This window comes from Enterobacter sp. HG048 (assembly GCF_024702055.1).
Classification (GTDB): domain Bacteria; phylum Pseudomonadota; class Gammaproteobacteria; order Enterobacterales; family Enterobacteriaceae; genus Enterobacter; species Enterobacter dykesii.
Window position 1 is genome coordinate 226322 of sequence record NZ_JANLIZ010000004.1, and the last position, 18547, is coordinate 244868.

Consider the following 18547-nt stretch of genomic DNA (forward strand, 5'->3'; position numbering starts at 1 on the left):
CCATAATACAGCCTTTTCATTGACCTGTGAGTAACTTTCACTTTCGCCAGACGGCGAGATGCTGCATCATAAATTTACTTTTCTTTAACAATTGGAGCGGTCATGGCGCTGCGTATTGCGCTCAGTGGGTTTGTCGTTCTGGTGGTGGCGATGGGGATAGGGCGCTTTGCCTTTACGCCCCAGGTGCCGCTGATGATTGCTGCCGGACAGCTTACGCTGACCAGCGCGGGTCTGGTGGCGGCGATGAATTATCTGGGCTATCTGGTGGGCGCATGGGATGCGATGCGCGCGCACCGATTTGTGGAAACGCGCCTCTGGCTTGGCATCACCGGCGCGGTTGCGCTGACGCTGCTCTCCGCGGCGGCGGATAACGCCGTTGCGCACGGCCTGCTGCGCTTCGTGATTGGCTGCATGAGCGGCTGGTCGATGGTACTCATTGCCGCCTGGACCAACGAACGGCTGGGGCAGCTCGGTAAACCGGGCCTGAGCGCCGCCGTGTTTGCCGGACCGGGGGCGGGCATTGCCCTGAGCGGGCTTCTCGCCGTCTATATCCATGCGAAATCCCTTTCGGCCGGTGCGGCATGGCAAATCTACGGCGTGCTGGCGCTGGTGCTGATTGCGCTGGTGGCGCGCTACCTGCCGCGATCCGGGCAGCTCCATCGCCCCGGCACCGCGCCGGAGCCGCTGGTGCTGACGGCGGATTTAAAGCGCCTGGTCTGGAGCTACAGCCTGGCCGGGTTTGGCTATATCCTCCCGGCGACATTCCTGTCGCAAATGGCGGCGGTGCGTTTTCCCGGCAGCCTGTTTGCCCAGTTTGTCTGGCCGATTTTTGGTCTCGCCGCCGTGGTGGGGATTGCGCTCAGTATTCTTTTACGCCACACCTCAACGGCTAACCGCAGGCTGGCTATAGTCCTGTGGTTACAGGGGGCTGGCGTGCTAGCGGCCTGGCTGCTGCCGGGGATTGGCGGTTTGCTGACGGGCGGGCTGCTGGTGGGCGGCGGTTTTTTGTGTGCCGTCCAGCTCTCTCTTTTATACGGCCGCGAGCTGGCGCCAAACCACACGCGCTATATGGCAGGCCTGCTCACCACGGGGTATGCAATTGGTCAATTGATTGGCCCGGTCACCTCGGCGTTATCAACCTGGCTTACCCACCGGCTGGAGCCCGCGCTGGGGCTGGCGGGCGTTGCGCTGTTCGTCGGCGGAGCGCTGGTCTGGAATCGTCACGCTGAAAGGCAACAGCAATTGCAATAATTATCGTCGTGAATACTGGATTATGTGCGCCGCCTCACGCACAATGAGCGCATACTTTTGCCACAACGAGGGCAAAAGACGCCACACCTGCAGGAGAACAAAATGTCATCACTCAGTAAAGAAGCTGCCCTGGTCCACGAAGCCCTGGTTGCGCGCGGTCTTGAAACGCCACTGCGTCCGCCCGTACAGGATTTGGACAATGAAACCCGCAAGCGTCTGATTGCCGGTCATATGACCGAGATCATGGAGCTGCTGAATCTCGATCTGAGTGACGACAGTCTGATGGAGACGCCGCACCGCATCGCGAAAATGTACGTCGACGAAATTTTCTCCGGGCTGGATTACGCCAACTTCCCGAAAATTACCGTCATTGAAAACAAGATGAAAGTGGACGAGATGGTGACGGTACGCGATATCACGCTGACCAGCACCTGCGAACACCACTTCGTGACCATCGACGGTAAAGCGACCGTGGCGTATATTCCAAAAGATACGGTGATTGGCCTGTCGAAGATCAACCGCATCGTGCAGTTCTTTGCTCAGCGTCCGCAGGTGCAGGAGCGTCTGACGCAGCAGATCCTGACCGCGCTGCAAACGCTGCTGGGTACCAGTAACGTGGCCGTCTCTATCGACGCGGTTCACTACTGCGTGAAGGCGCGCGGCGTGCGTGATGCAACCAGTGCAACGACCACCACGTCGCTGGGCGGCCTGTTTAAATCGAGCCAGAATACCCGCCAGGAGTTCCTGCGCGCCGTACGTCACCACAACTAAGTCTTACAGGGCAGGAACCATGGAGCGAAACGTCACGCTCGATTTTGTTCGCGGCGTCGCCATACTCGGTATCCTGCTGCTTAATATCAGCGCCTTCGGCCTGCCGAAGGCGGCTTATCTCAATCCTGCCTGGTATGGCGACATCACCCTCAGCGATGCCTGGACCTGGGCTGTCCTCGATCTCTTCGCGCAGGTTAAATTCCTCACGCTCTTTGCCCTGCTGTTTGGCGCAGGTCTGCAACTCCTTCTCAAACGCGGTACGCGCTGGATCCAGTCGCGCCTGACGCTGCTGGTTCTCCTCGGCTTTATCCACGGCCTGTTCTTCTGGGACGGCGATATTCTTCTCGCGTATGGGTTAGTCGGGCTCATCTGCTGGCGCCTGATTCGCGATGCGCACAGCGTAAAAAGCCTGTTTAACACCGGCGTGATGCTCTATGTCATGGGGCTTGCTGTATTGCTGCTGCTGGGGATGATCTCCGGCGAGACGACGAACCGTTCCTGGATCCCGGATGCCGCTAACCTGCAGTACGAACAGTACTGGAAGCTGAAGGGCGGTACGGAAGCGATAAGCAACCGCGCGGATATGCTGGGGGATAACCTCCTTGCGCTGGGGGCGCAATACGGCTGGCAGCTTGCGGGCATGATGCTGATGGGCGCGTCACTGATGCGCACCGGCTGGCTGAAAGGGGAGTTCAGCCTGCGTCACTATCGGCGAACGGGTGCCGGGCTGGTGCTGATCGGCGTGCTGATTAACCTCCCGGCGATAATCACGCAGTGGCACATTCACTGGGATTACCGCTGGTGCGCGTTCCTGCTCCAGGTGCCGCGCGAACTGAGCGCGCCGTTCCAGACCATCGGCTACGCGGCGCTGATCTATGGCTTCTGGCCAACGCTTTCCCGCCTCTGGATCGTCAGCGCTATCGCCTGCGTGGGCCGCATGGCGTTGAGCAATTACCTCCTGCAAACGCTTCTCTGCACCACGCTGTTCTACCGTTTTGGCCTGTTTATGAAATTCGACCGCCTCACGCTGCTGGCGTTTGTTATTCCGGTCTGGCTAGTAAACCTGGCGTTTTCTGTGCTCTGGCTACGCTATTTCCGCCAAGGACCGCTGGAGTGGGTGTGGCGTCAGTTAACCGCACGTGCTTCAGGGGTATCATTGAAAAACACATCCAGATAACGATCTGGATCACAATCATTAACAAAACGGATGTAAGCGTTTTCATGAGTGTGAGCTTCTTCACGTAGTCCCCTTTCTCTCGCTGCCAAAATAGCCACCTTGCTAAACACAGGGGGTGTCTGTGAGTTGCTGCAATCCTTTGAAGGATGGTGAATATGATCACCATTCGTGACGTCGCCCGTCAGGCGGGCGTTTCTGTGGCTACCGTCTCACGCGTGCTGAACAATAGCGCGCTGGTCAGCCCTGAAACCCGTGAAACCGTAATGAAAGCCGTGACCCAACTGGGGTACCGGCCAAATGCCAATGCCCAGGCGCTTGCGACGCAGGTCAGCGACACCATCGGCGTGGTGGTAATGGATGTATCGGATGCCTTTTTCGGCGCGCTGGTGAAAGCGGTCGACGTGGTCGCCCAGCAGCATCAGAAATATGTCCTGATCGGCAACAGCTATCATGAGGCGGAAAAGGAGCGCCATGCCATTGAAGTGCTGATCCGCCAGCGCTGTAACGCCCTGATTGTCCACTCAAAAGCCTTGAGCGATGAAGAGTTAACCGGCTTTATGGATCAGATCCCGGGCATGGTGCTGATCAACCGTATTGTCCCCGGCTATGCCCATCGCTGCGTCGGGCTGGATAACGTCAGCGGCGCCATGATGGCGACGAAAATGCTCATCAACAACGGGCATCAGCGGATCGGTTATCTGGCCTCCAGCCATCATATTGAAGATGATGACCTGCGGCGCGAGGGATGGCAAAACGCCCTGAAAGATCACAGCATTACGCCGTCAGAAAGCTGGACAGGCACCGGCACGCCGGACATGCAGGGCGGCGAGGCGGCAATGGTGGAGCTGCTGGGGCGCAACCTGCAGCTTACTGCGGTGTTTGCCTATAACGACAGCATGGCGGCAGGGGCCCTGACGGCGCTGAAAGATAACGGCATTGCGGTGCCACAGCATTTATCACTCATTGGTTTTGATGATATCCCGATTGCCCGTTACACCGACCCGCAGCTGACAACGGTGCGCTACCCCATTGCCTCTATGGCAAAACTGGCGACTGAGCTGGCGTTACAGGGGGCGGCAGGGCTACTGGATCCGGGCGCAACGCACTGTTTCATGCCGACTTTAGTGCGTCGGCACTCCGTAGCGGCCCGGCAAATTGTGGTTCCGATCACTAACTGATTACATGAGCTGATGTAACCGTTTTCAATCTGTGAGTAAATTCACAGTATCTTAACAAGGCGCTGACTATGATGTCAGCGTTTTAGGAGCTGAAACGCTATGTAACGGTGATTATTCACTTTCACTATAGCCAACGTGCTGCAAACAACGAATAAAACGCATTTCTGGAGCGTTACCGAACACGGAAGATAGAAATTTTATAAGTGAACTTCGGCTGTCAGTAACGTTTTATTAACACCTGCCCGCCGATCGTTATTCACAAGAACTACCCTGCATAAAAAAAACCGGAGATACCATGAATAAGAAGGTGTTGACCCTGTCTGCCGTAATGGCAAGCATGCTTTTTGGTGCAGCAGCGCACGCTGCGGATACCCGTATTGGTGTGACCATCTATAAATACGACGACAACTTCATGTCTGTTGTACGTAAAGCGATTGAGAAAGATGCGAAAGCAGCGCCAGACGTTCAGCTGCTGATGAACGACTCCCAGAACGACCAGTCCAAACAGAACGACCAGATCGACGTTCTGCTGGCGAAAGGCGTGAAAGCCCTGGCCATCAACCTGGTTGACCCGGCTGCAGCAGGCACGGTTATTGAAAAAGCGCGCGGCCAGAACGTGCCAATCGTCTTCTTCAACAAAGAACCTTCCCGTAAGGCGCTGGATAGCTACGACAAAGCGTATTACGTCGGTACCGACTCCAAAGAGTCCGGTATTATTCAGGGCGATCTGATCGCCAAACACTGGGCGGCGAACCCGAACTGGGATCTGAACAAAGACGGTCAGATTCAGTTCGTGCTGCTGAAAGGCGAACCAGGCCATCCGGATGCTGAAGCCCGTACCACCTACGTTATCAAAGAGCTGAACGATAAGGGTCTGAAAACCCAACAGCTGGCGTTAGATACCGCGATGTGGGATACCGCTCAGGCGAAAGATAAGATGGACGCGTGGCTGTCCGGCCCTAACGCGAACAAAATCGAAGTGGTTATCGCGAACAACGATGCGATGGCAATGGGTGCGGTAGAAGCGCTGAAAGCACACAACAAATCCTCCATTCCTGTGTTCGGCGTAGATGCACTGCCAGAAGCGCTGGCGCTGGTTAAATCCGGTGCGATGGCCGGTACCGTTCTGAACGATGCCAACAACCAGGCGAAAGCGACCTTCGATCTGGCGAAAAACCTGGCCGATGGCAAAGGCGCGGCTGATGGCACCAACTGGAAAATTGAAAACAAAATCGTTCGCGTACCTTACGTGGGCGTAGACCAGTCCAACCTGGCTGAGTTTATCGGCAAATAAGTTAGCGGTACTGTCTCCACTGGGCGCAATTCGTTGCGCCCTTTTATAACGCGATATGCGAGGCCAACAAGGTATAATTATGGTCAGCACAAATACTCAGTCATCCGGTGAATACCTGTTGGAAATGAGCGGTATCAACAAGTCATTTCCCGGCGTTAAGGCACTCGATAATGTTAATTTAAAAGTTCGTCCTCACTCTATTCATGCCCTGATGGGGGAGAACGGTGCGGGTAAATCAACATTATTAAAATGTCTTTTTGGGATCTATCAAAAAGATTCTGGCAGCATTCTTTTTCAGGGGAAAGAGATCGATTTCCATTCAGCGAAAGAAGCACTGGAAAACGGTATCTCGATGGTTCACCAGGAATTAAACCTGGTGCTGCAGCGTTCAGTCATGGATAACATGTGGTTGGGGCGTTATCCAACCAAGGGTGTCTTTGTCGATCAGGACAAAATGTATCGCGACACCAAAGCGATTTTTGACGAGCTGGATATTGATATCGATCCGCGCGCCCGCGTGGGAACATTATCCGTCTCCCAGATGCAGATGATCGAAATCGCCAAAGCGTTCTCTTATGATGCGAAAATCGTCATCATGGACGAACCGACATCGTCATTAACGGAAAAAGAGGTTAATCACCTTTTTACCATTATTCGTAAGCTCAAAGATCGCGGCTGCGGCATTGTGTATATCTCGCATAAAATGGAAGAGATCTTCCAGCTGTGCGATGAGATTACCATTCTGCGCGACGGCCAGTGGATTGCCACGCAGCCGCTGGAAGGGCTGGACATGGACAAGATCATCGCCATGATGGTGGGTCGTTCCCTGAACCAGCGCTTCCCGGACAAAGAAAACAAGCCGGGCGAAGTGATCCTGGAAGTGCGCAATCTGACCTCGTTACGTCAGCCGTCTATTCGCGATGTCTCCTTCGACCTGCATAAGGGCGAAATCCTGGGGATTGCCGGTCTGGTCGGCGCAAAACGTACCGATATCGTGGAAACCCTGTTCGGTATCCGTGAGAAAGCCGAAGGCACTATTACGCTGCACGGTAAGAAAATTAACAACCACAACGCCAACGAAGCCATTAATAATGGTTTTGCGCTGGTGACGGAAGAGCGTCGTTCGACCGGTATTTATGCCTATCTGGATATTAACTTTAACTCGTTAATTTCTAACATTCGCAATTACAAAAACAAAGTCGGACTGCTGGATAACTCCCGCATGAAGAGCGATACCCAATGGGTTATTGACTCCATGCGCGTGAAAACGCCAGGACACCGCACCCAAATTGGTTCGCTGTCAGGCGGTAACCAGCAGAAAGTCATTATCGGACGCTGGTTATTAACCCAGCCAGAAATTCTGATGCTGGATGAACCGACCCGCGGTATTGACGTCGGCGCGAAGTTTGAAATTTATCAGCTGATTGCCGAGCTGGCGAAAAAGAATAAAGGGATCATTATTATTTCTTCCGAAATGCCGGAATTGTTAGGGATCACGGATCGTATTCTGGTTATGAGCAATGGTCTCGTTGCCGGTATTGTTGACACCAAAACGACAACGCAAAACGAAATTTTGCGTCTTGCGTCTTTGCACCTTTAAGATCAGGGGCTCCTCATGAGTGCGTTAAATAAAAAAAGTTTTCTCACTTACCTGAAAGAAGGCGGTATTTACGTTGTTCTTTTAGTACTGCTGGCTATCATCATTTTCCAGGACCCTACGTTCTTAAGCCTGCTGAACCTGAGTAACATTCTGACCCAGTCCTCCGTGCGTATTATCATTGCGCTGGGCGTGGCGGGCCTGATCGTGACCCAGGGGACGGACCTTTCTGCCGGTCGTCAGGTGGGTCTGGCGGCGGTCATCGCGGCAACCCTGCTGCAGTCGATGGAAAACGCCAACAAGGTGTTCCCTGAAATGGCCACCATGCCGATTTTCGTGGTGATCCTGATTGTCTGCGCCATCGGTGCGGTGATTGGTCTGATCAACGGTATCATTATCGCCTACCTGAACGTGACGCCATTTATAACCACCTTGGGTACGATGATCATCGTTTACGGTATCAACTCCCTGTACTACGACTTCGTGGGCGCTTCGCCAATCTCGGGCTTTGACAGCGGCTTCTCGACCTTTACGCAAGGGTTCATCGCGCTGGGCAGCTTCCGCCTGTCGTATATCACCTTCTATGCGCTGATTGCGGTGGCCTTCGTCTGGATCCTGTGGAACAAAACGCGCTTTGGTAAAAACATCTTCGCCATCGGCGGTAACCCGGAAGCGGCGAAAGTCTCCGGCGTAAACGTTGCTCTGAACCTGCTGATGATTTATGCGCTGTCCGGTGTGTTCTACGCCTTCGGCGGGATGCTGGAAGCGGGCCGTATCGGCTCTGCCACCAACAACCTTGGCTTCATGTACGAGCTGGATGCGATCGCAGCCTGCGTGGTGGGCGGCGTCTCCTTCAGCGGCGGCGTGGGTACGGTACTGGGTGTGGTGACCGGTGTGATCATCTTCACCGTCATCAACTACGGCTTGACCTATATCGGCGTGAACCCTTACTGGCAGTACATCATCAAAGGCGCCATCATCATCTTTGCGGTCGCGCTGGATTCACTGAAGTACGCGCGTAAGAAATAATCGTCTCTCGCTATACCCAGCCCGCTCATCGAGCGGGCTTTTTTTATGCCCTACGCCAGATGCGACTCCTCTCGGGTCACAATGCGCTCAAACCAGTCGAGTTCAGAGAGCTTGCAGGCGACCCACTGTTCGGAAAAGGCGTCGCCCAGGCTGTCGGTGAGATACTGACAGCGGGCAAAGGTCTCAATCGCCTCCTGCTGAAACAGCGGCAGCTCGGGTTGATCGTGCTGCGGTTCGGGTAAATCCTGCTCGTCGGTGTTTTCCAGCCCGTACAGCATGCCGGTCAGGATCGTGGCTGCCACCAGATACGGATTGGCGTCCGCCCCGGCCAGCCGGTACTCGATACGACGGTTGTGATCATCCGAGCAGGGAATACGCAGGGCGGCGGAGCGGGTGTTATAGCCCCAGGAGTTAAAGACGGGCTCCGTCAGGTTTTTACGCAGGCGACGAAACGCGTTGACGCCCGGCGCAAGAATGGCGACTGAGGCGGGCATCAGCGCCAGCTGCCCCGCAATGCACAAACGCATCATGCTGTTAAGCGCATTCACCGGGGAAGCAAAGACGTTTTCGCCGTGACGATTGTTCAGGCTGAAATGGAAGTGCAGGCCGCTGCCGGACAGCTGGCTGAAAGGCTTAGCCATAAAGTTGGCCTGCAGGCCGTGCTTTTCGGCGACGTAACGGGTCAGGCGACGAAGCGCCAGCACGTTATCGCAGACTTCAACGACGCGATGGCTGTGCTTCAGGTTTAATTCGTACTGACCGGACTCGGCTTCCGCCACGATCCCGCACAGCGGGATGCGCTGAAGGTGCGCCAGCTTTTCCAGCTCGTCAAACAGGGCCGCATGGGCAGTTGAGGTATCCATGTGAAAACAGCCCTGATTTTGCGGATCCCGATCGTCATGCCCCGTCAGATAGAACTCGATTTCCGGGGCAATCACCGGGAAGAGGCCGTGCTGGTGGAAGCGGGCCAGCACGCTCTGCAGTATCACGCGCGGCTCAAGCGGGCAGGGGGTGTCGTCGCTGTCTTTCATCGTCAGCAGGATCTGCGCGTTATGCTGCGGATCTTGCGGGCAGGGGCGCAGGGAGCCGGCGACAGGAACGCAGAGTCGGTCCGGTTCATCGTGAAGCGGGGCGGCGATTTTTCCTTTCTGATCCATCGAGTAGACCGAAAGGGGAAAATAACAGCCTTTTTCCAGGCTCAGCATGCTCTCCACCGACAGACGCTTGCCGCGCATCGTGCCGTTGATATCGTTCAGGTAAACGTCTACATGTTTCGTCTGCGGGTAACGTTCCAGATAATCTGCCACTTCCACTGCAATGTTGTGCTGCAGGGCGTCAATTTTTTCATCAAGCCAGAGACCGGAATTGAGTGCGCCAGGAAGTGATAAACCGGGAAAGTTAAAATACGGACGGAGACTTTTGAGGAAAAACGCATTCATTATTGAGTTCATAGTCATTCTTCAATGAAGCCGTAGCGGCAGTGAACTCAGCTTAAAAGAGCCGACGTAAAGGGGAGGTAAAAAGCGTCAGGCCCGGCGTAAAGAAAGTATAAAGGCGGCCCTGTTATTTCTCTTTTTTCTGCATATCCAGCAGCTGCTCGGGCGTGACGGCCGGGTAACCCTGCGCGTCTTCCGGCACTTCGTGCATCGCCGGGATCGGCACCAGCGGGCCTAAAAAGCGCGGTTCGCGTTTGAAGATATACAGATCGGCCAGGGCACCAAAGCGGGCGCCGAACTCGCGGACGCGCACGCTCAGCATATCTTTCGGCGACGGCACCGCGTAGCACTGCGCCTGGATGCCCATATGCAGGGCGATAAACAGCGCGCGCTCGCAGTGGAAGCGCTGGGTGATGATGATGAAGTCGTTGGTGTCGAAGACTTTGCGCGTGCGCACGATCGAGTCCAGGGTGCGGAACCCGGCGTAATCGAGCACGATATCGGCAGGATCCACGCCCGCAGCAATCAGGTCCTTCCGCATCGTCACCGGTTCATTGTAGCTTTGCAGCGCGTTATCGCCGCTCAGCAGCAGGTAGTTCACCTTGCCGCTGTTGTAGGCGTTCAGCGCGCCCTGAATGCGGTAACGGTAATATTGGTTGATCACCCCGGTGCGGTAATACTTGGCGGTGCCGAGCACCACGCCAACCTGACGATAGGGCAGGTCCTGCAGGTCATCAAAGATGTAGGGGGCGGTTTTCCAGCTCATCCAGCGGTCGAGACCGAGCACGATCAACAGCAGTATGCCGACCAGGACAGACAGGCTGTAAAAAACGCGCTTTAACATGGAGATGGCTCGTTCGTGGATGAAATTTAACTCAGGCTACTTTACCCGCCTGGTTAGCGCAAGAAACAGCAGCTCAACTGAGGGGTTTTTCAGCAAACGGGCGGGCATTTCTGCCCGCCGGAAGGATTACGCCAGCAGTACGCGGTCAATCGTCGTGCAGCCTAACGCTTTGAGCGTCGCGGCGGTGGCATCCCACTGGATCAGCGGCGCATCGGCTTTTTCTGCCAGAATGGCGCGCTGAATGTCCGGATAGTCATAGCCGTTCAGGCTCAGCAGGTTAAGCGCGCCCTGCAGCGGCGGCAGCGTTGGGTTAAACGCGGCGTTTTCCGCATAGCTACCGGTGAAGATTCGGCCATCACGGCACTGCAGCGCCACGCCGCTCGGCGACTTGCTGTATGGCGTGTGGCTTTTATTCGCCGCCCGAATGGCCGCCTGGCTCAGGTCATCGCCGGACAGGGCGTAACCGTGGTCCTGATCGTCCATCAGCAGCGTTTTGATCTCCAGATCTTTCGGGCCAAACGCGTCGGGCAGATAATCGCCCAGCGTGTGCGGCGCGCGGCCTGGCAGGTTGATGCGCAGCTGCAGCCCGCTGTTCAGCTCGTTCATAAACTGGCGGCAGTGCCCGCAGGGGGTGTAGTTCACGGTAATCGCGCTCAGGGCTTTTTCACCGCGCAGCCAGGCGTGGCTGATGGCGCTCTGCTCGGCGTGCACGGTTTGCTGCATGGTTGCGCCCAGGAACTCCATATTGCCGCCGAAGTACCAGGTGCCGCTGACGCCGCGCGCAATGGCCCCGACGTTAAAGTGGGAGAGATCGGCCCGCGCGCAGGCGGCAGCCAGAGGAAGCAGTGCGAAAGCCAGCGCGTCTTCGTCCAGTCCCGTTGCCTGTTTCAGCATCGTGACCTGCTCCGCGGTCAGCAGGGCGGGGAAGTGTGCATCTGCCAGAACGGGAGCAAGGGCTGACTGCAAATTCTCTGCAAGCTGGGCGAAAGCAGCTTGAAAACGTGGGTGCATGGCGTTTGCCTCATAAAGGTTAATGGATCGGTAGTTTACGGAGCCGTCAGGGCTTTATATGTGATCCACTTCTCATTATGTATGCAACTTATGAAATCAAAATGAAATTTGCGCGACGCATCGCAAATTTTAGCCCATCACCGCCAGAATCAGCGGGAAAATGAACGGGGCCAGCAGGGAGGTGATAATCCCGCAGATCACTAGCGCCAGCGAGCTAAACGCCCCTTCCTGATAATCCAGCTCCGCGCAGCGGGCGGTGCCCAGGGCATGGGAAGCTGTCCCCATCGACAGTCCCCGGGCAGCTTTAGTATGAATACGCATCCCGTTTAGCAGGGTGTGGCCAAACACCGCACCGAGAATACCGACGAAAATGACGCACATCGCGCTGATGGCCGGAATACCGCCGAGGCTGCCGCCAACCGCCATCGCGATAGGCGTGGTCACCGATTTAGGCAGGATAGAGGCGGCAATCTGCGGCGAGGCCCCCATCAACAGCGCCACCGACGTTCCGGTGATCATCGCCACGAGGCTGCCCACAAAACAGATGGTAATGATGGATTTCCAGCGGGCGCGGATCTGGTGCAGCTGTTCATATAAAGGAAAGGCGAGCGCCACAACGGCAGGCTGCAGCAGGTCGTTTAAGATTTTGCTGCCGGCAAAGTAGCGATCGTAGGGAATGCCGGTGAGCAGAAGGAACGGAATAATCACCACCATTGCCACCAGCAGCGGGTTCAGCAACGGCATTTTGAAACGTGCGGCAAGTTTGCGCGCGGCGAAGAATACCACCAGGGTTAACGGCAGCGACCACCAGATATTGGCCATCATTTTTTTGTTTTCTCCCCGACCACGTTACGTTCGCCATGCACCAGATGCGAACTCCAGCTCACCACCAGGAAAACCACCAGCGTACTGACCGCGCAGGAGACCACAATCGGGCCGAACTGGGCCTTGAGCAAATCAAAATACTGCATGACCCCGACGCCGATAGGCACGAAAAGCAGCGCCATATAGCGAATAAGGACGAAGCAGCCGGGATTGACCCATTTTGCGGGCAGGATTTGCAGCGCCAGCAAAACGAAGAGGATCAGCATGCCGATAATGCTGCCGGGAATGACGATGGGCAGCAGCGACGCGATGAAAATCCCGGCATACAGGCAGGCGTAAATCAGGACGAATGCGCGCAGATATTGCCAGATAATGTTCAATGATTTGCTCATGGTGATAGTCCTTGCTGAAACGCATTCATCATACAATTAAACTCAAAAATGTGCCACGGATCACATCATGAAATTTGAGCATACCAGACATTCCAGAATGGAAAGTCGCGCTTTCCACATACATACAGAGCAGATACTATAGCGCGTCTTTTTTCACAGGTACTGCTATGCGTGTTTTACTGGCCCCAATGGAAGGCGTGCTCGACTCCCTCGTGCGCGAGCTTCTGACCGAGGTGAACGATTACGATCTCTGCGTGACGGAGTTTCTGCGCGTGGTCGATATGCTGTTGCCGGTAAAATCCTTCTTCCGCCTGTGCCCCGAGCTGCACAACCAGAGCCGGACCTCTTCCGGCACGCTGGTGCGTATTCAGCTGCTCGGCCAGTATCCCGAATGGCTGGCGGAAAACGCCGCCCGCGCGGTTGAGCTGGGCTCTTACGGGGTGGATCTCAACTGCGGTTGTCCGTCGAAGCTGGTTAACGGCAGCGGCGGCGGGGCGACCTTGCTGAAAGATCCTGAGCTGATTTACCGCGGCGCGAAGGCCATGCGTGAGGCCGTGCCTTCGCATTTGCCGGTGACGGTGAAGGTGCGCCTGGGCTGGGACAGCGACGCGCGGCAGTTTGAAATCGCCGATGCGGTGCAGCAGGCCGGGGCCACCGAGCTGGTGGTGCATGGCCGCACCAAAGAGGATGGCTATAAGGCCGAGCGCATTAACTGGCAGGCGATCGGCGAGATCCGCAAGCGCCTCACCATTCCGGTCATCGCCAACGGCGAAATCTGGGATTACGAGAGCGCGCAGGCCTGTCTGAACGCCACCGGCTGCGATGCGGTAATGATCGGTCGCGGCGCGCTGAATGTGCCCAACCTCAGCCGGGTGGTGAAATATAACGAGCCGCGAATGCCGTGGGCAGACGTCGTCACGCTGCTGCAAAAATACAGCCGACTGGAAAAGCAGGGCGATACCGGTTTGTATCACGTCGCGCGAATTAAGCAGTGGCTGAGTTATTTACGTAAAGAGTACGATGAAGCGCTGGGATTATTTCAGGAAATTCGTACATTGCAGACTTCGTCTGATATTGCCCGGGTGATTCAGTCCAAATAATAAGCGTTAAATTGCTCACACTTTTTTAAATCAGAAAACCGTTCTGGTTTTCAACGTGGCGCGACGGTGTTAAGGTGCCACTGTTTTCAACGCAGGATTGTTACTGGTTAACAGGCAAAACCTAAGCGTTTCACAGCATTTTCGCTGTGGAGCGCTTAGGTTTTTTTTTGCCTCTCGTTTATGCAGGAGAGAAATTTGGCTTAGCGCTTTTTACTGATTTTAAAAAAATGAAATATCGACAGGAAATAGAAAATTTCCTGCGGCCGGTTACGCACAAAATACTCAAGCACAGGTTGTTATCATGGCATATAAAAATAAACTCTTTGCGTTCGCCATATTGGCGATATCCCCGCTGTCGATGGCGCAAGACTGGAACGGAACGGTATTAGGGTTTGAAGCTCCCCCGGACCCGGTTTTGGGCGAGATGCTCGGTATTCGTAAAATCCTCAACGATAACGGTTTTACGTACAATCTCGGCTATTTGAATGAGATCGGCTGGAACGGCGGTGGCGGATATAACCACGACTCCCACGTGGCCTATATTGACCAGTTTGCGCTGACCTTCAACCAGGACCTGGAGCGCTGGACCGGTATCCCGGATGCGCGTATCGAGGGGAACATCGTCAACCGCAACCACAATGACGACCTCACCACCAAGCGCGTGCAGGACCCTCGCGTTAACTTTAACGACCTGACCCAGGAGAGCTGGGGAGGGCAGTCGATTACCCGTCTGGGCTGGCTGACCTTTGCCCGCAGCTTTGACGACCGGCGTCTGACCTGGCGCATCGGGATGATGAACAAGGTGCAGACCTTCGATCAAATCATCCCCTGTGATTTCCAGCTGCTGTCGCAGTGCGGCGGGAAGTCAGCCAACTCGCTGACGTGGAACAACTGGAACGTTCACACCTGGGGCACCACGCTTGCGTATAAATTAACGCCGACGCTAACCTTAAAAGGTGGCGTGATGGAGCAAAATCCGGAGGCCTCCAGCCGCAGCCACGCGTGGAGCTGGTCGACGAAGGGCAGCAAAGGGGTCTTACTGCCGGTTGAAATCGAAGCGCGTCCGCTGATTAACGGCCTGCCGGGGGCGTACAACCTGGGCGTGGTGTTTACCAACGCGCCGCAAACCGATCTCTATCGCGGCAAATCCGGCGGTGCGGGCGCGACGGACCCGAACGGCTTTGATACCCACAGCCGGACCTGGTTCATGTACGCCGGGCTGAACCAGCAGCTTACGCAGCATCAGGACGATCCGAATCGCGGGTTGAGCACCTCTTTCAGCATGAGCCTTGCGGATCAGCGCACCAACTACATGCACCAGGTTTACGCCGCCTCGCTGCGCTACCGCGGGCTGTTTGACGCGCGACCGGAGGACTGGATTGGCTTTGGCTTAACCTGGATTGATATGAGCAGCCAGTACGCCCGCAACCAACGTTACCTGAACAGCGTGAGCGGCGTTAGCGATTACTACAATCCGGCATATCACCCGGTGCCGGGCCATTCCCTTAACGGTGAGTTTTACTACCGTTTTCGTCCCGTGCCGTGGCTTGAGCTGCAGCCGGGCATTCAGTACTGGCACCATCCTGGCGGCGTCAGTCGCACCCAGGATGCCTGGGTTACCGAGCTGAAAACGGTGGTGAGCTTCTAATATCACCGTAGCAAGTTCGATCCGCGTCACGTTTCTGACGCGTGATGCATTGAGGCTATGAATGAAACTGATAGAGTGCCAGAACTGGATTGTTACTGCTTAGGCAGGCAAAACCTGATTTTCTGGCATCTGCCGGAAGTCAGGTTTTTTTGTTTCTGGGGTTCAGATGAAAATCGCCAAGATACTCAATAATAACGTGGTGGTTGTTCAGGATGAGCGCGGGCGCGAACAGGTGGTGATGGGCCGTGGGCTGGCCTTTCAGAAGCGCGTCGGTGAAGCGCTGGATACCGCGTTGGTTGAAAAGGTGTTTGCGCTGCAAAGCGATGAGCTGGTGCGTCGCCTCGGGGAGTTGCTGAGTCAAATTCCGCTGGAGGTGATGACCACCTGCGACCGCATCATCGGGCTGGCGGCGCAGCGGCTGGGCAAGCTGCAGGAGAGTTTGTATATCACCCTCACCGACCACTGCTACTTTGCGATTGAGCGGCAGAAGAACGGGCTGGCCATCAAAAACGTGCTGCTGTGGGATATTAAACGGCTGTATCCGAAGGAGTTCGAACTAGGGCAGGAGGCGAGGGCCATTATCGCCAGACGACTTAACGTCGAACTGGAGGAGGATGAGGCCGGGTTTATCGCGCTGCATCTGGTCACTGCGCAGCTGAACAGCGAAATGCCGGAAGTGATGCACGTGACGAGGGTGATGCAGGAGATCCTGCAGCTGGTGAAGTATCAGCTACAGCTTGAGTACGATGAAGACTCGCTCAGCTATCAGCGTTTTGTCACCCACCTGAAGTTTTTTGCCCAGCGGATGCTCACCCGCACCGTGGTGGAAGATGACGATGTCTCGCTGCATACGGCAGTAAAAGACAACTATGCGAAAGCGTGGAAATGCGCCGAGAAAATCGCCCAGCACCTGAACAAAAGCTATCAGCGTGAGCTGACAACCGAAGAAATTATGTTCCTCGCCATTCATATCGAGCGGGTGAGAAAAGAGGGGCGTTAAGCCTCAAACAGGATTGTTACTGCATCACGCAGGCAAAACCTGAGCGCGGCCTTCGTCAGAAGGTCGTTCTCGGGTTTTTTTATTTTTTGTGCTCAGTCAACAGGTGCCTGCGGGCATCGGATGTAAGGAAATCGAGATGGAATACCAGGCTTTAGCGAAGGATATTCTCGGCCACGTTGGCGGAAAAGAGAACATCGTCAGTCTTGTACACTGCGCGACCCGGCTTCGCTTCAAACTGAAAGAGAATCAACGGGCGGATGCGGAAGGGCTGAAGAAAAACCCGGGCGTCATCATGGTGGTCGAAAGCGGCGGCCAGTTTCAGGTAGTGATTGGCAACCACGTCCACGACGTCTGGCAGGCGGTGCGCAATGAGGCAGGCCTAACCGATGACGCCCCTGCCGTGGAAGAGAAGGGCGAAAAAGGGAATCTGCTGGGCCGCCTGATTGACATCGTTTCCGGGATCTTCACCCCGTTTATCGGCATTCTGGCCGCGTCCGGTATTCTGAAAGGGCTGCTGGCGCTGGCGGTGGTGTGCGGCTGGCTCACCACCGAAAGCGGCACCTATAAAATCTGGTTCGCCGCCAGCGACGCGCTGTTCTTCTTCTTCCCGCTGGTGCTGGGCTATACCGCCGGGAAAAAATTCGGCGGCAACCCGTTTATTACCATGGTGATCGGCGGGGCGCTCACCCATCCGATGATGATTGCGGCGTTTAACGCCAGCCAGCAGCCGGGCGCGGTATCGGACGCCTTTTTGGGCATTCCCGTCACCTGGTTTAACTACAGCTCGTCGGTGATCCCGATTATTCTCGCCGCGTGGGTGAGCTGCTGGCTGGAAAAACAGAGCACCAGGCTGCTGCCGTCCTCGATGAAAAACTTCTTCGCGCCGCTGATCTGTCTGGGCGTGACCGTGCCGCTTACTTTCCTCGTTATCGGGCCGCTGGCGACCTGGCTGAGCCAGATGCTGGCGAACGGCTATCAGAGCATCTACGTTCTGGCACCGTGGCTGGCGGGCGCGGCGATGGGTGCGCTGTGGCAGGTCTGCGTTATTTTTGGCCTGCACTGGGGGCTGGTGCCGCTGATGATTAACAACCTGGCGGTGCTGGGGCATGACTCCATGCTGCCGATGCTGTTGCCTGCGGTGTTTGGTCAGGTAGGGGCGGCGCTGGGGATCTTCCTGCGCACCCGCGATGCCCGTCAGAAGATGCTGGCGGGGTCATCGGGGACGGGCGGGGTATTTTGTATTACCGAACCGGCCGTTTATGGGGTAAACCTGCCGCTGCGCCGCCCGTTTATTTTTGGCTGCGTGGCGGGGGCAATCGGCGGGGCGATTGTCGGCTTCAGCGACACCCACGTTTACTCCTTCGGCTTCGCCAATATCTTTACCATCGCCCAGATGATTCCGCCGGGTGGGGTAAACGCCACGCTGTGGGGCGGCGTGATCGGCACCGGGGTAGCGCTGGTGCTGAGCTGCAGCCTGACGCTGGTGGCGGGCATGCCGGGACGCTCAGCGCCCGAGACGGTTGCGCCAGCGGGTGAAAACGATGTGCTGGCACCGATGACCGGCACCGTTCTGGCGCTCGACCAGGTGTCGGATACCACGTTTGCCAGCGGCCTGCTGGGCAGCGGTGCCGCGATTATTCCCTCGGATAACAAAGTGGTGGCCCCGTTTGCCGGCGTGGTGGCCTCGCTGTTTCAGACCAAACACGCCATCGGCCTGCTCAGCAACGGCGGGATTGAAGTGTTGATTCACGTGGGGATCGACACCGTGAAGCTCGACGGCAAGCCGTTTACCGCCCACGTGAAGGTGGGCGACAGGGTGCAGTCGGGCGACCTGCTGCTGGAGTTTGATCGTCAGGCGATTATCGATGCCGGATATGACCTGGCGACACCGATCATTATCAGTAACAGCGATGAGTATCGTGACGTGGTGACCGTGGCGGCAACGTCCGTCAATGCCGGTGCGCCGTTACTCAGCGTAAGCCATCAATAACAGG

Annotated in this window: 15 protein-coding genes and 1 pseudogene; 11 read left to right on the forward strand and 5 right to left on the reverse strand. The window is 56.1% G+C overall.

From position 1 onward, the window contains the following. The first annotated feature begins 102 nt into the window (after positions 1-102). The 7 genes from NUX24_RS08020 to mglC all read left to right on the forward strand — a co-directional run bounded on the left by NUX24_RS08020 (position 103) and on the right by mglC (position 8297). On the forward strand, positions 103-1251 hold the full coding sequence (locus tag NUX24_RS08020) for an MFS transporter (RefSeq protein WP_257830778.1): 1149 nt from the start codon (positions 103-105) through the stop codon (positions 1249-1251). Positions 1252-1353: 102 nt separating this feature from the next. Beyond that, a complete protein-coding gene (gene folE, locus NUX24_RS08025) occupies positions 1354-2022 on the forward strand; it encodes a GTP cyclohydrolase I FolE (RefSeq protein ID WP_047652518.1) in 669 nt (222 codons plus the stop codon). Between the two features lie 19 nt (positions 2023-2041). Then, complete coding sequence (gene yeiB / locus NUX24_RS08030; RefSeq protein WP_257830780.1) at positions 2042-3199, forward strand: DUF418 domain-containing protein YeiB; 1158 nt, start codon at positions 2042-2044, stop codon at positions 3197-3199. Between the two features lie 155 nt (positions 3200-3354). Continuing rightward, positions 3355-4377, forward strand: coding sequence for an HTH-type transcriptional regulator GalS (galS, locus tag NUX24_RS08035; RefSeq protein ID WP_193806165.1), 1023 nt, complete (start codon positions 3355-3357; stop codon positions 4375-4377). A 295-nt stretch (positions 4378-4672) separates the two neighbouring features. Beyond that, complete coding sequence (gene mglB, locus NUX24_RS08040; RefSeq protein WP_024908164.1) at positions 4673-5671, forward strand: galactose/glucose ABC transporter substrate-binding protein MglB; 999 nt, start codon at positions 4673-4675, stop codon at positions 5669-5671. Positions 5672-5750: 79 nt separating this feature from the next. Next, positions 5751-7271, forward strand: coding sequence for a galactose/methyl galactoside ABC transporter ATP-binding protein MglA (gene mglA / locus NUX24_RS08045; protein WP_023312467.1), 1521 nt, complete (start codon positions 5751-5753; stop codon positions 7269-7271). A gap of 15 nt (positions 7272-7286) precedes the next feature. Then, positions 7287-8297, forward strand: coding sequence for a galactose/methyl galactoside ABC transporter permease MglC (gene mglC / locus NUX24_RS08050; protein ID WP_013097952.1), 1011 nt, complete (start codon positions 7287-7289; stop codon positions 8295-8297). A 50-nt stretch (positions 8298-8347) separates the two neighbouring features. Here mglC and NUX24_RS08055 read toward each other — a convergent pair whose 3' ends face one another. The 5 genes from NUX24_RS08055 to NUX24_RS08075 form a co-directional block, all read right to left on the reverse strand. Next, positions 8348-9736, reverse strand: a complete 1389-nt coding sequence (locus NUX24_RS08055; RefSeq protein WP_257830870.1) for a glutamine synthetase family protein — start codon at positions 9734-9736, stop codon at positions 8348-8350. A gap of 124 nt (positions 9737-9860) precedes the next feature. After that, positions 9861-10577, reverse strand: a complete 717-nt coding sequence (gene sanA, locus NUX24_RS08060) for an outer membrane permeability protein SanA (RefSeq protein ID WP_008500918.1) — start codon at positions 10575-10577, stop codon at positions 9861-9863. 126 nt (positions 10578-10703) lie between these two features. Continuing rightward, positions 10704-11588 (reverse strand): cytidine deaminase, encoded by an 885-nt coding sequence (gene cdd, locus NUX24_RS08065; RefSeq protein WP_214576683.1) that lies wholly within the window; start codon positions 11586-11588, stop codon positions 10704-10706. Between the two features lie 129 nt (positions 11589-11717). Further along, the gene (locus NUX24_RS08070; RefSeq protein WP_126330786.1) at positions 11718-12413 is read right to left on the reverse strand and encodes a CidB/LrgB family autolysis modulator; all 696 of its coding nucleotides are present in this window, start codon (positions 12411-12413) and stop codon (positions 11718-11720) included. Further along, positions 12410-12805 carry a CidA/LrgA family protein gene (locus tag NUX24_RS08075; protein ID WP_023312463.1) on the reverse strand — a complete coding sequence of 132 codons (396 nt, stop codon included), beginning with the start codon at positions 12803-12805 and terminating at the stop codon, positions 12410-12412. Before NUX24_RS08075 ends, NUX24_RS08070 begins: the two co-directional genes overlap by 4 nt. A 167-nt stretch (positions 12806-12972) precedes the next feature. On the opposite strand from NUX24_RS08075, the gene dusC reads away from it, so the two are divergent. The 4 genes and pseudogenes from dusC (at position 12973) to bglF (ending at position 18543) form a co-directional block, all read left to right on the forward strand. Then, positions 12973-13905, forward strand: coding sequence for a tRNA dihydrouridine(16) synthase DusC (dusC, locus tag NUX24_RS08080; RefSeq protein WP_063143788.1), 933 nt, complete (start codon positions 12973-12975; stop codon positions 13903-13905). A gap of 358 nt (positions 13906-14263) precedes the next feature. Beyond that, positions 14264-15553, forward strand: coding sequence for a carbohydrate porin (locus tag NUX24_RS08085; protein WP_374693102.1), 1290 nt, complete (start codon positions 14264-14266; stop codon positions 15551-15553). A gap of 166 nt (positions 15554-15719) precedes the next feature. Further along, positions 15720-16553, forward strand: coding sequence for a BglG family transcription antiterminator LicT (licT, locus tag NUX24_RS08090; protein WP_032658940.1), 834 nt, complete (start codon positions 15720-15722; stop codon positions 16551-16553). Between the two features lie 23 nt (positions 16554-16576). Then, positions 16577-18543, forward strand: a pseudogene (gene bglF, locus NUX24_RS08095) (PTS beta-glucoside transporter subunit IIABC). The last annotated feature ends 4 nt before the right edge of the window (positions 18544-18547 follow it).

What these genes read in the sequence shown, in the direction of transcription:
- NUX24_RS08020 (WP_257830778.1), top strand. Translation starts at nt 103, where the DNA reads ATGGCGCTGCGTATTGCGCTCAGTGGGTTTGTCGTTCTGGTGGTGGCG.
- folE (WP_047652518.1), top strand. Translation starts at nt 1,354, where the DNA reads ATGTCATCACTCAGTAAAGAAGCTGCCCTGGTCCACGAAGCCCTGGTT.
- yeiB (WP_257830780.1), top strand. Translation starts at nt 2,042, where the DNA reads ATGGAGCGAAACGTCACGCTCGATTTTGTTCGCGGCGTCGCCATACTC.
- galS (WP_193806165.1), top strand. Translation starts at nt 3,355, where the DNA reads ATGATCACCATTCGTGACGTCGCCCGTCAGGCGGGCGTTTCTGTGGCT.
- mglB (WP_024908164.1), top strand. Translation starts at nt 4,673, where the DNA reads ATGAATAAGAAGGTGTTGACCCTGTCTGCCGTAATGGCAAGCATGCTT.
- mglA (WP_023312467.1), top strand. Translation starts at nt 5,751, where the DNA reads ATGGTCAGCACAAATACTCAGTCATCCGGTGAATACCTGTTGGAAATG.
- mglC (WP_013097952.1), top strand. Translation starts at nt 7,287, where the DNA reads ATGAGTGCGTTAAATAAAAAAAGTTTTCTCACTTACCTGAAAGAAGGC.
- NUX24_RS08055 (WP_257830870.1), bottom strand. Translation starts at nt 9,736, where the DNA reads ATGAATGCGTTTTTCCTCAAAAGTCTCCGTCCGTATTTTAACTTTCCC.
- sanA (WP_008500918.1), bottom strand. Translation starts at nt 10,577, where the DNA reads ATGTTAAAGCGCGTTTTTTACAGCCTGTCTGTCCTGGTCGGCATACTG.
- cdd (WP_214576683.1), bottom strand. Translation starts at nt 11,588, where the DNA reads ATGCACCCACGTTTTCAAGCTGCTTTCGCCCAGCTTGCAGAGAATTTG.
- NUX24_RS08070 (WP_126330786.1), bottom strand. Translation starts at nt 12,413, where the DNA reads ATGATGGCCAATATCTGGTGGTCGCTGCCGTTAACCCTGGTGGTATTC.
- NUX24_RS08075 (WP_023312463.1), bottom strand. Translation starts at nt 12,805, where the DNA reads ATGAGCAAATCATTGAACATTATCTGGCAATATCTGCGCGCATTCGTC.
- dusC (WP_063143788.1), top strand. Translation starts at nt 12,973, where the DNA reads ATGCGTGTTTTACTGGCCCCAATGGAAGGCGTGCTCGACTCCCTCGTG.
- NUX24_RS08085 (WP_374693102.1), top strand. Translation starts at nt 14,264, where the DNA reads ATGGCGCAAGACTGGAACGGAACGGTATTAGGGTTTGAAGCTCCCCCG.
- licT (WP_032658940.1), top strand. Translation starts at nt 15,720, where the DNA reads ATGAAAATCGCCAAGATACTCAATAATAACGTGGTGGTTGTTCAGGAT.